The organism is uncultured Campylobacter sp. (assembly GCF_938045595.1).
In the GTDB taxonomy this organism is placed as follows: domain Bacteria; phylum Campylobacterota; class Campylobacteria; order Campylobacterales; family Campylobacteraceae; genus Campylobacter_B.
Genome location: NZ_CALIBB010000072.1, coordinates 1 through 14,367 on the forward strand (window position 1 = coordinate 1; position 14,367 = coordinate 14,367).

Sequence of the window (14,367 nt, forward strand, 5' to 3'; positions counted from 1 at the left end):
GTCGGTCCGATCTTCTATTTTTACGTTTAGCGCCTTGAAATATTGCAGCAGCTCACGATACTCTTTTGCAGACACCGCATTTACTAAAAAGAAATTTCTGTTGTTAAATTTAACGACAAAATTTCTTTTTAATAGCCAAGGTAAAATTTTGAAATTTACTGCTTTAAATCTGCACTGAATTTCAAAATTTTAAGCCATAAAATAAGATAAAATTTTAAAATTCTACGCCTTTTTTTGGGTGTGAAAGTTTTTATTTTGGGACAAATACTACCGCTTTGATATTGATGCTTTTGTGCATATTTTACTTATCTCCATAGTGAGTTTTACACTGAGCTATTTCTATGGCGCCATTAGATATTCTAAATACGAGCCGATTTTTTCCATCTATTCTAACACTATAAAGCCCCGATAAATTGCCCTTTAGCGCTTCGGGTTTGCCTATACAATCGTAGCCGTTACGCTCTATATCTAGGATTAACTTATTTATGCGCTTTAGAATATTTTTATCATTTTCCTGCCAATACAGATAATCCTTCCAAGCTTCTTGCGACCAGATTTTTTTCATTGATCCGCTTCTAACAAATCGTGCTCAATCCCGCTATTTTCCTTTAATTCGTCAAAAGAGCGCTTAAGATGAGATAAATTTTCGTGGCTATAAAAGGGATCTGCTGTCAGCTCGAAAGGAATTTTGCGTTCTTGCAATACTTTTTTAGCGAATATTGTAAAAGCAGTAGTTAAATTTAGCCCCATTTCAGAGCATACTTCCTCCAATCCTTTTTTAAGCTCGGCATCCATTCTAAAATTTACGTTTATAGATCGCGTCATATTGTCTCCTTTTTGATTGCATTATACATTATTTATATGGATAATACAATGATTTATAAATGTGATTTGCTAAAACTCCATTATGAGAGAATACTATTAATGCTAAATCTAGCGAAATTTTAATTCAAAACGAAATATGCATACTAAGCGCGATTATGCATAAAAGTAGCGCCAGCGGGACATAGACAAAGCGCCCGATATCATACCAGAGCTTGCCGCGAACCCTCTCTGCGCCTAGATTGATCTCATCTAAAATTTCATTCCGCTTAATCACCCAAAACCACGATATCGCGCCGATTACTGCTCCGATCGGAATGATATAAATCGATACGAAATCCATCCACGGACCCCATGAGCTTATCGCTTCCATACCAAGGCCCGCACCAAGGCAGATCGCGCACAATAGCGCAAGCGTGAAGGCGCGGCTTAGCCTTGGAAACTTATGCATTAGCGATTCGGCGACTACTTCGAACATATTTTGAAGCGATGAAATTCCACCAAAAATCACGGCGGTAAATAAAATCACTGCAAAAATTCTACCACCTGCCATATCTTGTAAAATTTTAGGCAGAGTTACGAAAAGTAGCTTAGGTCCCGCCGCAGGATCCATTCCGTAAGCAAATACTGCAGGGATCATCACTAGCGCAGCTACCATCGCGGCTAGCGTGTCAAATAGCGCGGTATTTTTCGCCGCAGATACGACGTCTTCGTCCTTGGATAGATACGCGCCATAGACGATCATCCCTGAGCCCGTAATCGATAGCGAGAAAAATGCCTGTCCCATCGCAGAAATCCAAACCATCGGATCTGCTAGCTTAGTAAAATCGGCGCCGAAAAGAAACGCATATCCGCCTGCAGCGCCTTGCAGTGTCGCAACCCTAACCGCCAAAATTGCAAATAGCACGAAAAATAGCGGCATCATAATTTTATTCGTTTTTTCGATGCTTTTGGCGCCGAAAAACAGCGTCAGCAACGTGCCTGCGACGATTATGCAGTGATAAGGCACTACGGAGTAGGGCGTCAGGGCAAAAGAGTTGAACCACGTATCGGTATTTTCACTCATTAGCGAGCCGTCTATGGCTTGGACTAGCGCTTTTAGAACGTAGGCGATGATGACGGCATAGCCCACTGCGATACACATCGAACCGGCAAGCGGTAGCCAGCCGATAACCTTACCAATAGCGCCCAGTCCGCGGCTTTTCCACGCGTATTCGTATGAACCCAGCGTGCCTGTTTTGGCACGGCGACCGATTGCGTATTCGGCGCTTAGACCCACGTATGAAAACAGCGCTACGAAAAAAACGTAAATTAGCAAAAATGCGCCGCCGCCGTTCGTGCCGAGTTTATAAGGGAAGCCCCAGACATTTGCCATACCTACAGCAGAGCCCACGCAAGCGATGATAAAAGCCCAACGCGATGAGAATTTGTGTTTTGTCATAAAGCCATCCGTGCAAAAAATTTTCGTTATGGTAGCAAAAAGGAATTTAAGATTTATTTATGCGGAATTTTAAGGCGTGCCGATTTGATTACTTAGGAATTTTTAGAATTTAAAATCGCGAAGTTTTAAAGCAAGATTGGCGGAATTTTACGATTAAAATCGATAGAGTTAATTCTGCGATACTACGCGGCAAAATTTTATCTTTAATAATTTTAGAATTTTACGCTTAGACTTTGGCTTTAAAATCCGCTTAGCCCAGGCTTGTAGCAGGGCTTGATATTTAAGTTAGCCGAGAAATTTAGATCAATTGAAATTTTAAAATTCCGCGAAATTTTGAAATTTTTAAAATCTACGATCTCGCAAAATTTGAAAACAGGCTTATCAAGAAATTTTATCTGGCGCCGCTCTGGCAGAATTTTCGCGGTAGAATTTCGCCTTTCGTTTGTAATATGAAGAGGACTTATAAATAGCACTTTTATAGCGCTCTACAAGGCGAGTGGCATTCCTGCGCCCGCTATTAGGGCATCTATGCGGGAGCGGTGAATAAATTTTTGCCCTATATAGGGATTGAGAGCGTCGCAAGCGGCAGCGCGCTTGAAATTTCCGGCACGCAGCACCGCAGGGCGGAATGTTTTATTAGCCTACACTTTGACTTAGTTATTTTTCTCCGCTTCTTCGTTTTCTTGCGGTTGCGCGACTGCTTTTTTGATCGCTTTTACGAGCGAAACTCTTGTGCCATCCATTCGCAGCACTTCGTAATCGCAGTTTTCATCGCTTATTTTATCGCCGATTTCAGGTAGGCTGCCGAAGAGATTAAAGACGTAGCCGCCGATCGTTAGCTGTTCGGTCTCCTCATCAAAGTCGATGCCCATAACCTCCTCGACGCCTTCGATCTCGAAGCGGCCTCTAAACTCAAAGGTATTCTCGTCGATACGTTTGAAATTTTGCGCATTCGCGTCGTGCTCGTCGTTGATGTCGCCAAAAATTTCTTCTATTATATCTTCCATCGTCAAAAATCCCGCCGTGCCGCCGTATTCGTCGATGACGAGCGCGGCAAAAATGCGCTGCTTATTCATCATCGGTAAAATTTTAGAGATCGGGCTGTTTTCAGGCACGATGATGAGCTTGCGCACGATCTTATCGAAGCTTTTATCTCCCTTTTGCTGGATGATGTCGCGGATGTGGATGAGGCCTAGGACGTTATCCTTGCTGCCGTCGATATACGGAAAGCGCGTAAATTTCGACTGTAAGACAGTTGCGTAGTTTTCGTCGTAGCTTTTTTGCTTATTTAGGCAAACTAGATCGCGCCTCGGCGTCATTATCTCTTTGGCGACGGTGTCGCTGAAATCGACGGCGTTTTTGATGATCTCGGTCTCTAGGCTATCGAGCACGCCGCCTTTTAAGCTCTCGCTCGCGATGATTTTGATCTCTTCGTCCGAAAGCGCAAGCTCGCTCTCTTTGGCGGGCTTTACACCGATGATTTTAAGCGAGACGGCAGCGATGAAGTCAAACGCCTTGATGATCGGAAAAAACATAATCCAAAAAATATGAAGCGGTCTGGAGATGAAAAGCACGATCTTCTCGGTTTTGGCAATAGCGATGGATTTTGGCACTAGCTCGCCGAGCACGACGTGAAATAGCGTAACGAGTGTAAAAGATATAACGAAGGCGATCGTATGTGCCGCCGCTCCGCTGCCTATGCCGATGGATCTTAGCGGCAGCTCAATTAGTCTCGATACTGCTGGCTCACCGATCCAGCCGAGGGCGAGCGAGCTTATCGTAATGCCTAGCTGTGTGGCGCTGAGATAGGTGTCTAGGGAGTTTGAAATTTTAAAAGCGAGCTTTGCGTTTGGAATTTTATCCTTGATAAGCTCTTCGAGGCGAGACTTTCTTACTTTGACGATTGAGAATTCCGAAAGAACAAAAAAAGCATTCATAAAGATGAATACAAAAGCTAAAACTAACATTAAAACCGAACTGTCCGTGTCCAAATTTCTTATCCTTTGAAATTTAAAAATAAATATTTATGATTATATCTAAAAACGCTTTAAAATCCAAAAGGTACGGAAAATACCTCACGCCCGTGCGTAGAATTCTGCGGAGTTGAAATTTTGCTTCTTTTATCGCGTAAAATTTCATCTGCCCGCGCGAGACTTGTCGCCGCGCAAAATAGCGCTAAATTCTGCTACCCGGCCGAATAAATTTTATTTTCATACTGGGCTGCGGCTGCAAAATTTCATTTGTATACGGCCGCAGCGAAATTCCATCTGCGCCCGAAGGGGCAAAATTTTACTCCAAATTTCGTCGCGCTTAAAATCGTAAAATTTCGCGCCGTAAAATTCTGCATAGACGGGCATTTCGGCTTTCTATGCGACGGAATTTCGCCCAGCACTTGCATTTTAAAATGAAATTTTGTCTCGGCGCGGATTATGTTTATCGTGCGTTTTAACGGAATTTCGCGGCAATTTAGAATTTTGCGCCGCGACAGACCTTTGTCGCTACGGAGCTTCGGCGCTGCGGCGGATAATCCTAGCGCCGCGCGCAAGCCCATTAAGAAATTTAAATGCGACGATAAAACCTGCTACTTAAAAAACCTCAGCGCGCAAACTCTTGCGAAATTTTAAATCGCAAGACTATCTATTTCTTGTGGCGGCCTCGTAAAGCGGCAAGACTTTCGGCATCACCTCTTTTAGATCGGCGATGCGATCGTCGTTTGAAGGGTGCGTGGACATAAATTTAAGCGGATGGCTCTCATTTAGCTTATTCATCTTCTCCCAGACGTTTATCGCCGCCTTTGGATCGTATCCTGCGCGCGCCATCAGCTCAACGCCCATCAGATCGGCCTCCGTCTCATGCGTGCGCGAAAACGGCAGCGTGAATGTGTATTGAGCCGCCATGTTCAAAGCCGCTGAGCCTAGATCTCCAAGCCCTGCTGCGGAGCTTGCTACGGCGATACCGACATCTTTCATCTGTTCAGTCGAGGCTCGCTCGCGGCTGTGTTCGCGCAGTGCGTGCGACATCTCGTGCCCCAAAATAGCAGCCAGCTCGGCATCGGTAAGCTTTAGTTTTTCGATGATGCCCGTATATACGACGATGCGACCGCCAGGCATACACCAAGCATTGATCGTAGGGTCGTTGATGACGTTTACCTGCCAGTTCCATTTCAGTGCGTCTTTGCGAAATGCGCCGACTTGAGCGATTAGGCGCTTCGAGATGCCTCTAACGCGATCAGTTAGCTTTTTATCGGTATTTAGGACATGCTTGGCGTTTGCTTGGGCGGTAATCTGCCTGTAGGCAAGCGCGGCACTTTGATCCATTTCAGCTTCGCTTACGGTGATGAATTGCGAGCGGTCGATGCCTACGGCGCCGCCTTGCGTGGTGCTCGCGCAGCCGGTAAAAATCATCATCGCAGCAAAGGATATTAAAAGAGCTAATTTTTTCATCTTTTCTCCTTAAAATTTTGCGGCGATTTTAGCGAAATTTGATTAAATTTTTAGAATTTTATTTTGGATTGCCGGATTTTGCAGGCGCGATCTATTTGGAATTTGCCGTAAAATTTAAGGACGCCCGTCGCCTTTAAAATAGGATTGGGCTTTGTAATTTAGCGATAAAATTTAGCGGTGATTTCGCAGAATTTTATCGTGGCGTAAACGAGGCATTGCTATGTGAAAGTAGTGGATTTATCCCCAAGTGCGGCGTTGTATAAACAAGGCGCCTCTGTGCCTAAATAGAGCGGGAGCGCGGTTTTAAATTTATGCTGCATAGGCTACGATAAGTCTAGCGGAATTTTATTTGCACTAAGCGCTCGGTTTGGGTGGATAAGAGCAATTTGAAATTTGCGCAATCAAATCGCGCGATAAAATGGGCTCGGATGTCGCTATGATTTGAGATGAGCCGCGCTAATCTTTGCAACGTAAAATTCTAATTGTTAGCTTAGCGGCATCCCTTCACATCGCATCTTGCGCTACAATGAAATTTTGTTGTGGGAATTGAAATGATCGCAGAAATGCCAAACGCCACAGACGCCTTTTCGTAGAATTTATCTAGCGGAATTCCTTTTGTGCGCGACAGGATAAAATTTCAAATTGCAAGTCGCACCGTATCATTTTGGATGGAATTTTAAAATTTTACGCGTTTAGAATTTTAAAATTCGGCTACGCAAATCTACGCGATGAAATTTTAAGCTTAAAAATCCGCGCCGGCTTTGGAATTTTATATGTACCGCGTCAGCTATAAAATTTTACACTTAGAATTTTATCGCTGCGGCAAGATTTGGTTGGACCGAGGTCTCGCATCGCCGTAGGATTTTTGGCGGCACGTAATTTTGCAGCGCGCATCTAAATTTAGCTATGCAAAATTCGTAAAATTCTTATCAGCATGGAATTTTACAGCGTCGTTAAAGCGCATAAAGAATTCTGCGCAGGCCTCGCAAACTCTAACGAAAGCTCCTTTCTTTTAGGGCACGCGAGCTTTAAGGCATGCTAGTATAGGCATGTGAGTAAATTTTGCAGCGCAAAGCAGCGAGCGCCGAGTGTTCGCCGCTAGGGATTTCGCACCTGTGGCGCCCATTTAGTCCTTTTTGGACTTTAGCTTGGCGATCGTTTCTTTTGCGGCCTCGTAAGCCTTAGCGCTCATCTCGCGCGCCCTTTCGCTTACGTTTTTAGCGACGTCGGAGCTTTTTAGCTCGGCAAATTTTTGGCTCATTTTCTTTTCAAATTCGCTAAGCTCTTTTTTGATTGCGTCGAGCTTCTCGTCCAGATCGAGGTTTTCGATGATTTTGACGCTTTTTTGACTTAGCTCTTGAGTGATTTCGCGCGCCTTGGCGCTTGCTTTTTTCGCGCGCTCGCCAAGCTCGATCTCGCCGATTTTAGAGCTTAGCTGCTCGGCAAGATCGCTTGAAATTTTTCTAAATTTAGCCAGGTAGCCGCCAAATTCTTCATCGGCGATCTTGGCGATCTCGCTTTTAGCGGGCTCCTCCGAGCTTGCGACCGCATCGCTTAAAACCGCGCTAAATAGCTCGCTCATCTGCGAAATTTGAAGCCTTTCGTTCTCTAGGCTCTGTGCGTCGCTTGCTGGCGAGAAACTTAGCTCGTCGCGGTATCTTTCGGCGGCTTTGTTTATGCCGTCGTAGCAGCCTAAAATCGCGCCTCTAATCAGCGCAGAGGCTGTATTTTTGCTCTCGTTTGCGACGAAAATCGCGCGATTTATGATGATTTTTGAAATTTCTTTAGTGCGGAATTTCGTAAATTCCCCGTCGCCGATAGCCGAAAATGCGATGTTTTTCGCCGTCTCGTGCGCGGTATCCTCGATGTCGGTGCCGCTTTCTAGCACGCTTATAAAGGCCAGTTCGCTTGCTTCTTTAAGTACGTCCGCAAGCGGAAGTTTGCTCGCGATCGCTCGCTGTAGCGCCGAGCCTATGCGCTCTTTTAGCTCTGTTTCGCTTGCGTTTTGCAGCGCGGTATCCAGATCATCATAGCTGCGCAAAACAAGGGTTTTAATCGCCTTTTGCTTACAAGCGATCTTTTTGCGCAGATCGTCGTAGTCGTAGATGAGCTTGTAAAGCCCCTGCTCGTCCTCGTCGCACAGCGCCTTTTTAACGCCGTTAAGTAGGGCTTCTGCCGTCTCATCGCTAAGCGCGCCCGCGTCTTTTAACTCGTCTGCGAAGTCTAGGATTAATTGCGCGCTTTTGGCGCTTTTACTCTCGTCGTCAAGCTCACACAAAGCCTTCGTGGCTTCTTGCAAGGCGAGCTCTTGCACATATGAGGCTAGCTCGGCTTGTGAAATTTGCGCGAGATCGGCGCCGAATTTTTTGATTATTGCTTCTTTCATTTCATCTCCTGTCACAATACATATTTAAAGTGGGCTTTTAGGCGCTCGAAAATTTCGTTTCGATGCAAGTCGCTTTTAACGAAAACGCTTACGTTGAAGCTCATATATTTGCCGCCGTTTGAAAAGCGCGAAAAGTCTATTTTGTAATCTTCGTCCTTTAAAATTTCATCGATCTGCTCACGCTTTTGGGTAGTCGCGTCTAGGACTACTTTGTATTCCCAAAAGAGTGGATAGTCGATTTTGGGCTTTTCAGCCCCTAATATACACGCCACTCTTGCCCCCCTCTTTGCGTTGCAGCACGATGTCGGTAATCTGCATCGACTTATCTATCGCTTTTAGCATATCGTAAATCGTCAGCAGCCCCACGCTCACGCCCGTTAGCGCCTCCATCTCGACGCCCGTTTTGCCCGTGATTTTTACAGTTACGAAAAGCTTAAACGCGCATTCGCTCGCAAGCTCCTCAATATCGGTTTTAATCGAAGTAATCGTAAGCGGATGAGTCATGGGTATTAGCTCACTCGTCTTTTTAGCGCCCATTATCGCGGCAACGACGGCAGTTTGAAGCACGGGGCCTTTTTTGGCCGTGTTTTGCTTGACGGCGGCAAACGCCTCCGCGCTCATTCGTATGATGCCGCTAGCAGTGGCTACACGCTCGCTATCGTCCTTAGCGCCGACATCTACCATGCGGGGCATATTGTTTTCGTCGATATGTGAAAGCATAAAATTTCCTTGCAGTTTTTGGCGGGATTATAGCAGAATTTCGGGCATAAAAAAAGCCCGAGCTTTTAAACTCGGGCTTCATACAAAAAGGAGGTTTTATCTTGTCGGACAAGGACGATTATACTACCTAAACAGTAAATAGAAATAAAATATATCCTTTTTAGGCGAACTCTTTCACGCTTAATTTATAGCCGTTTTTAAAATTTTGATGAAATTCGACGATATACTATGGCGCGCTGTGCGGGCATTTGAATGGGCGGTAAAATAAAACGGAGTCAAAGAGCGACTAAATTTAAAGCGGACGTTAAAGAGCAAAGATAAAATTTAAAGCAGAGTTTGTGGTTATTTTGGCTCAATATGGACGATCAAAAGAGCAGAGCAGGGCGCTATGTCGCGGCAGCATAAATAAAATGCTACAAAGAAGCGGCTTAAATTAAACGCCGTCTTGCTCTAAATTTAAGCTCGTTTTGCTTAAACTCAATGCCTCGTACGCAATGCAGCGCAAATTTAAACCTTCCACGCGAGCGCCGTAGTACGCAGGCACGGATTAAAATAGCGCGCCGTAAATTTAAACATCGCCGCGCAAAATCCAGCCTGCGTTTTAAATTTAGCCTCGTTTAAATTTTAAACGTTTTTAGCAGGCTGCCTAAATTTAGCCCCTTATCTTCGCCGTTTGCGTCGCCTCCTAAAAGATCACCCAAAAAGCTACTTGCGTCGTTGATATCGATTTTGCCGTCGCCGTTTAGGTCGAGCTTGGCGCTTGCGATTTTGCCGATCAGCGCGCTAAAATCCACGCCTTTGCTATCGACAGCGTTTGCTTGCACGTCCTCGCCGCCGCCCAAAAGTCCGCCCAGCATCGAGCCTAGCGAGCTAGATCCGCCGCTTTCGTTTTTGCTTAAAAAATTTGAGCTGATGCCCGCAATTATCGCATTTATCTGATCGTCAGGCAGGTCCACGCCTAGAAATTTTTCGATAAAAGCGACCGGACCGCTTTGAAATTCTCTTAAATTTTTATCGTCGCTTTTGAGCGCGGAGACCATATTTACAAGTCCGTTTATGTCCATTTACGCCTCCTTGATCTTGGCTTTCGGAGCCTGTTTTACGATAAGCTCTATTACTTTTAGAGCGTCCGCTTTGGCTTCAAAATCTTTGCTAACGGCGATGATCTGTCCGTTACTAGCCGTTAGGCGGAAGCGAACCTTGTCTGCTTTATCGGTGTAGAGCTCAAATTTCGGATTGTTTAGCTTCTCGCCGCCTGCGATTTGATCCTCGATCTTATTTAGCGCGGCGTTTTTTGCGACGCTTTCGATGCCGTTTTTGCAAGCGGCCTTGCTCGTGTAAACCTCGGAGGTGCACAGTACGTGCCCGTCATAAAGTAGATCGAATTTGCAGCCGTCCTTGGCGTCTTTGATTAAAAACTCAGCCATTTTTCATCCTTTCGTAGAAGATATTCGCTATTTTAGCCGAATTTAATCAATATTCTTAAAAGGGCGAGAATTTTCGCTAAAATTGCGCACAAATTTCATTTACAAAGGATCATAATGATAAAGGCTCTACGTTTTAGCTTGATTTTCGCCGCTACTTTAGGATTTGGCGCGGATGAGAGCGATGCATTATTTAAGGACATAAGGACGCGTCTGGGTTGCAATCTAGCCGCACAGGACTGCGAGACTAACGCGGGCGGGCAGAAGGCGCTCTTTAGCGTGGCGCGCCATCCGATCGAAGCGGGAGCAAATGAGCTAAAAATAAGCGGAATTTCGCGTGAGCTGAAAAATCCGAGCGTTAAAATTTCGGGCGTGAGTATGAATATGGGCAATGCGGAATTCCCGCTAAAGCGCAGCGCAGACGGCTATGAAGCGACGCTTGATGTTGCAGTGTGCACGCACGCCGTAATGCGCTACAAACTTGAAATTTACGAGGATGGCGAGCCTAGCGGGCTTTTTGTGTATTTTGATCTGCGAAAGCGCGCTACAGATCGAGACCGCGGCGAAGACACGCACTTGCATCATCACGAGCATTAGACGCATCCCGTTTATGCGCGGGGTAAAATTTGCGCTTTTTCAGACACGACGCTTTAGGGAAACTTGCACGTTGATTGTAGAAAATTTTACAAATTTTATAAGGCGCCGCTTGCGATAAATTTTTATGTATCTTTCGAGCGACACGCGTCGTGGGCAGATACGGGTGCCTAAACGAATACGCGAATAGCCGTAGTGATCTAGGCGCGCTTCATTAGGGCGTTTACAAAAACGCCTTTATAAACGTGCGGCGATTTGCCGTGCATTCGCCGCATATGTTTCGTAACCACTACCGAGGCGCGTCAAATTTAGTCCTTCGCCGCCTTTAAATTTTAAAATTTTTAAAATTCGCTTGCGTTTCATACGCCTAATCTATGCGGAATTTTGAAATTCCTTGTATAATCTGAAGCAAATTTTAAATCTAAGGAAAGCCATGCAAATATTAAAACAAAAGCACTTTAGCGGCGAGCGCGCGCTGTTTTGCGCAAAGGATCTGCGGATCGAAAATTCCGTCTTCGGCGAGGGCGAGTCGCCGCTAAAACACAGCGCAAATATCGTCGCGCAAAACTGTAAATTTGAGTGGAAATATCCGTTTTGGTACGCCGAAAATATCCGCGCGCAGGACTGCTTATTCGACGAGGTCGCGCGCGCAGGGATCTGGTATAGCCGCGGCGTGGTGCTAAAAGACTGCCTCTACGGCGCGCCTAAAGGGCTTCGTCGCGTAAAAGACGCCGCGCTTCAAAACGTAGAATTCCACGACGCGCAGGAGACCTTGTGGCACTGCAGCGACGTCACGCTAAAAAATATCACCGCAAAGGGCGCGTATTTCGGGCTTGATTGCGAAAACTTAAGCATCGAAAATCTATCGCTCTTCGGAGATTACTGCTTCGACGGCTGCAGAAACGTAACGATCAAAAACTCCAAACTCCTATCCAAGGACGCGTTTTGGAACTGCGAAAATATCGTGGTTGAAGACTGCTTCATCGCGGGCGAGTACTTTGGATGGAATTCCAAAAATGTAACGCTGCGAAACTGCAAGATCGAGAGCCTGCAGGGCTTTTGCTATATGCAAAATTTGCGCTTGCAAGACTGCGAGCTCATAAATACGACGCTAGCGTTTGAATACAGCGACGTGCATGCCGAGATAAAAGGCGCGATCGATAGCGTCAAAAATCCGAGCAGCGGGCTGATCCGCGCGGCAAGCATCGGCGAGCTGATCCTAGACGGCGCGACCGATCCGTCCAAAACCGAAATCATCACTGAGCTAAGGGCGTAAGATGGGACTTTTTGATTTTACCTTCGGCAAGGAGAAATACGACTTCGACAATCTACCGAATCGCCGCGGCACGAAGTCGCTTAAATGGGACGTAGGCGAGAACGAGCTTCCGATGTGGGTTGCCGATATGGACTTTGCCGTAGCGCCCGAGATTATCGAGGTTCTGCAAAAGCGGCTAAACGAGCGGGTTTTGGGCTATTCGCTTGTCGATGATGAGTGGCGCAGCGCGTATCAAGGCTGGTGGCTTGCGCGACACGATTATGAAATCCAAAAGGAGTGGCTGATCTACGCAAATGGCACGCTGCCTGCGATCGATTCGATCATCCGTAAGCTCACCTCGCCCGCCGAAAATGTGCTACTGATGAGCCCCGTTTATAACTGCTTTTACTACTGCATTAAAAACGCTGCCCGCATGCCTATGGAAAATGAGCTTGTCTATGCTAACGGCGATTATAGCATCGATTGGGAAGATTTGGAGGCTAAGCTTGCCGATCCGCAGACGACGCTTTTTATCCTTTGCAACCCGCACAATCCGGTCGGTCGTACCTTTAGCAGAGACGATCTCGCCCGTATAGGCGAACTGTGCGAGAAGCACGGCGTGACGGTGCTTAGCGATGAGGTGCATTGCGATCTGACCGAGCCGGGCGTGCGTTACACGCCATTTGCTGCGGCAAGTAAAATTTGCGAGAGGATCTCAGCCAGCATAATCGCGCCAACTAAGGCGTTTAACATCGCAGGGCTGCAAAGCGCGGCAGTCTTTGCCGCGGATAAGCGCTTGCGCCATAAAATTTCAAAGGCGCTAAATTCCGACGACATCGCCGAGCCGAATTTTTTCGGCGTCCAAGGAGCGATCGCCGCATTTACGAAGGGTGCGCCGTGGCTGGACGCGCTACGCGAATACCTCAGCGAAAATCGCAAATTCGCGGCGGAATTTATCGCCCGCGAGCTTCCACAGGTGCGCGTCGTGCCGCAAGACGCGACCTATCTGATGTGGCTTGATGCGGGCGCTTACACGCAGGATAGCGCGGAGCTTGCGCGCTTCATCCGCGAAAAAACGGGGCTGTATCTCTCCTGCGGCGCGCAATACGGCAAGGGCGGCGAGAAATTTTTGCGCCTAAATATCGCGACCTCTAGGGCGCTGCTAAAAGACGGGCTAGGGCGGCTGAAAGAGGCGCTAAAGATTTGCCCGCATTAAACGAACTGCGGCGCGGCAAGGACGAAATTTAAAATTTTACAGCGGCCAAATTTAAAGCGACGGAGTAAATTTTTAAAATTTTGCGGCAGGGCGCGAGCTTTGCACTAAATTTAGCGACGATCAGGCGGCGGTGTGCGAACGTTTAAATTTAGCGCGCGGCATAAAACCGGCGCTTAAATGCGTTACAAAAGGCGGATTATGGATAGAAACGGCGATCTGGAAGAGCTTTATCTACTTGAAAAACGGCGCGAAAGGCTCTCGCGCATTAGCAAACTCATCTCATTTTTGACAACCCTGCTGCTGCTCGGGCTTTACGTGCTTTTAAATACCGGGGCGGGGCCCATCTCGTTTGATACAAACTGGCTCATAGTCGCGCTTTTCATCATCTTTCCCCTCTTAAATGGGCTGCTCTACCGCCTATTTTGCGGCTTAAGCTTTGGCAAAAATGAGGGCACGCAGCACGCAAATTTTGATAAATTTAGCGGCTTTGATACGGCGCAAGACAGGGGCGCGCTAGGGCAGGGCGCGGCGCAAGATGGGCAAATTTTAAGTGCCTATGCGAAAGAGCGGCAGGTATTAAAAGCTGAAGTAGGCGGGGGCGGTAGCTTCGAAAGCAGTGATAGCCGCGCGAGCGCTATTTGCGAGAGGTTCGAGCCCAAAGCCGTCGAAGGTGAGGGCGGGGGCAAAGAGAGCGGAGCAGCCGGATCAAAATTTAACTTTCTAGCCGATCTGCAGAGCCTGGAGGATGAGCGCGCGGCGCTGCAAAAATCGGTGAAAAAGGCCGGTCTAATCGCCGCCGTCGTAGGGACCAGTGTGGGCGCACTGGTGGCGCGCTTTTGGGGCGATATAATAGCCGGCGTATTTTTCGGCATCGCCGTTTACGGCGCCGCGGGCTCTTTTTTGACGGCGAGCAAAAGACAGAATTTCAGATCAAATTTTAAAAACAGGGTCGTCGCGAGCATCGCAAAAAGCTTCGGGCTTAGCTACGATGAAAATGGCGGGCTGGGGACGGATGAGTTTTTTGAAATTTACGACTGCTACATAAACGAACAATCGAGCGAGGATA

General features: G+C 46.8%; 17 protein-coding genes and 1 pseudogene. 7 read left to right on the plus strand and 11 right to left on the minus strand.

The genetic code is table 11. From position 1 onward, the window contains the following. Positions 1-301: 301 nt before the first annotated feature. From Q0340_RS02690 to Q0340_RS02710, 5 genes are all read right to left on the minus strand, one after another. Positions 302-565: a Txe/YoeB family addiction module toxin gene (locus tag Q0340_RS02690; RefSeq protein ID WP_291938836.1), complete on the minus strand. Its 264-nt coding sequence runs from the start codon at positions 563-565 to the stop codon at positions 302-304. Continuing rightward, entirely contained in the window at positions 562-825 is a 264-nt protein-coding gene (locus Q0340_RS02695; protein WP_295152683.1) for a type II toxin-antitoxin system RelB/DinJ family antitoxin, read from the minus strand. The genes Q0340_RS02690 and Q0340_RS02695 overlap by 4 nt, the downstream gene beginning before the upstream one ends. A gap of 124 nt (positions 826-949) precedes the next feature. Beyond that, on the minus strand, positions 950-2,263 hold the full coding sequence (locus Q0340_RS02700) for a sodium-dependent transporter (RefSeq protein ID WP_298082059.1): 1,314 nt from the start codon (positions 2,261-2,263) through the stop codon (positions 950-952). 239 nt (positions 2,264-2,502) lie between these two features. Then, positions 2,503-2,736 (minus strand): hypothetical protein, encoded by a 234-nt coding sequence (locus Q0340_RS02705; protein WP_298082060.1) that lies wholly within the window; start codon positions 2,734-2,736, stop codon positions 2,503-2,505. Positions 2,737-2,916: 180 nt separating this feature from the next. Further along, on the minus strand, positions 2,917-4,230 hold the full coding sequence (locus Q0340_RS02710; protein ID WP_298082072.1) for a hemolysin family protein: 1,314 nt from the start codon (positions 4,228-4,230) through the stop codon (positions 2,917-2,919). A gap of 273 nt (positions 4,231-4,503) precedes the next feature. On the opposite strand from Q0340_RS02710, the gene Q0340_RS02715 reads away from it, so the two are divergent. Then, entirely contained in the window at positions 4,504-4,671 is a 168-nt protein-coding gene (locus Q0340_RS02715; protein ID WP_298082061.1) for a hypothetical protein, read from the plus strand. A gap of 21 nt (positions 4,672-4,692) precedes the next feature. Continuing rightward, positions 4,693-4,887 (plus strand): hypothetical protein, encoded by a 195-nt coding sequence (locus tag Q0340_RS02720; protein WP_298082062.1) that lies wholly within the window; start codon positions 4,693-4,695, stop codon positions 4,885-4,887. Positions 4,888-4,896: 9 nt separating this feature from the next. Here Q0340_RS02720 and Q0340_RS02725 read toward each other — a convergent pair whose 3' ends face one another. Beyond that, positions 4,897-5,706: a M48 family metallopeptidase gene (locus Q0340_RS02725; RefSeq protein ID WP_298082063.1), complete on the minus strand. Its 810-nt coding sequence runs from the start codon at positions 5,704-5,706 to the stop codon at positions 4,897-4,899. 664 nt (positions 5,707-6,370) lie between these two features. Between Q0340_RS02725 and Q0340_RS02730 the strand changes: the two genes are divergently transcribed. Beyond that, positions 6,371-6,499 (plus strand): hypothetical protein, encoded by a 129-nt coding sequence (locus Q0340_RS02730; protein WP_298082064.1) that lies wholly within the window; start codon positions 6,371-6,373, stop codon positions 6,497-6,499. 333 nt (positions 6,500-6,832) lie between these two features. Here Q0340_RS02730 and Q0340_RS02735 read toward each other — a convergent pair whose 3' ends face one another. The 5 genes from Q0340_RS02735 to Q0340_RS02755 form a co-directional block, all read right to left on the minus strand. After that, positions 6,833-8,092 carry a hypothetical protein gene (locus Q0340_RS02735; RefSeq protein ID WP_298082065.1) on the minus strand — a complete coding sequence of 420 codons (1,260 nt, stop codon included), beginning with the start codon at positions 8,090-8,092 and terminating at the stop codon, positions 6,833-6,835. 11 nt (positions 8,093-8,103) lie between these two features. Further along, on the minus strand, positions 8,104-8,364 hold the full coding sequence (locus Q0340_RS02740) for a DUF493 domain-containing protein (RefSeq protein ID WP_298082066.1): 261 nt from the start codon (positions 8,362-8,364) through the stop codon (positions 8,104-8,106). Beyond that, complete coding sequence (gene moaC / locus Q0340_RS02745) at positions 8,342-8,812, minus strand: cyclic pyranopterin monophosphate synthase MoaC (RefSeq protein WP_298082067.1); 471 nt, start codon at positions 8,810-8,812, stop codon at positions 8,342-8,344. The genes Q0340_RS02740 and moaC overlap by 23 nt, the downstream gene beginning before the upstream one ends. Positions 8,813-9,429: 617 nt before the next feature. Further along, positions 9,430-9,876 (minus strand): hypothetical protein, encoded by a 447-nt coding sequence (locus tag Q0340_RS02750; protein ID WP_298082068.1) that lies wholly within the window; start codon positions 9,874-9,876, stop codon positions 9,430-9,432. Further along, positions 9,877-10,239: a DUF1508 domain-containing protein gene (locus Q0340_RS02755; protein WP_297921438.1), complete on the minus strand. Its 363-nt coding sequence runs from the start codon at positions 10,237-10,239 to the stop codon at positions 9,877-9,879. A gap of 114 nt (positions 10,240-10,353) precedes the next feature. On the opposite strand from Q0340_RS02755, the gene Q0340_RS02760 reads away from it, so the two are divergent. From Q0340_RS02760 to Q0340_RS02775, 4 genes and pseudogenes are all read left to right on the plus strand, one after another. Further along, positions 10,354-10,833, plus strand: a complete 480-nt coding sequence (locus Q0340_RS02760) for a hypothetical protein (protein ID WP_298082069.1) — start codon at positions 10,354-10,356, stop codon at positions 10,831-10,833. A 430-nt stretch (positions 10,834-11,263) separates the two neighbouring features. Further along, entirely contained in the window at positions 11,264-12,106 is an 843-nt protein-coding gene (locus Q0340_RS02765; protein ID WP_298082070.1) for a DUF3737 family protein, read from the plus strand. A 1-nt stretch (position 12,107) separates the two neighbouring features. Further along, positions 12,108-13,301, plus strand: coding sequence for a MalY/PatB family protein (locus Q0340_RS02770; protein ID WP_298082071.1), 1,194 nt, complete (start codon positions 12,108-12,110; stop codon positions 13,299-13,301). 198 nt (positions 13,302-13,499) lie between these two features. Further along, positions 13,500-14,367 (plus strand): annotated as a pseudogene (locus Q0340_RS02775) (hypothetical protein); the annotation flags it as partial.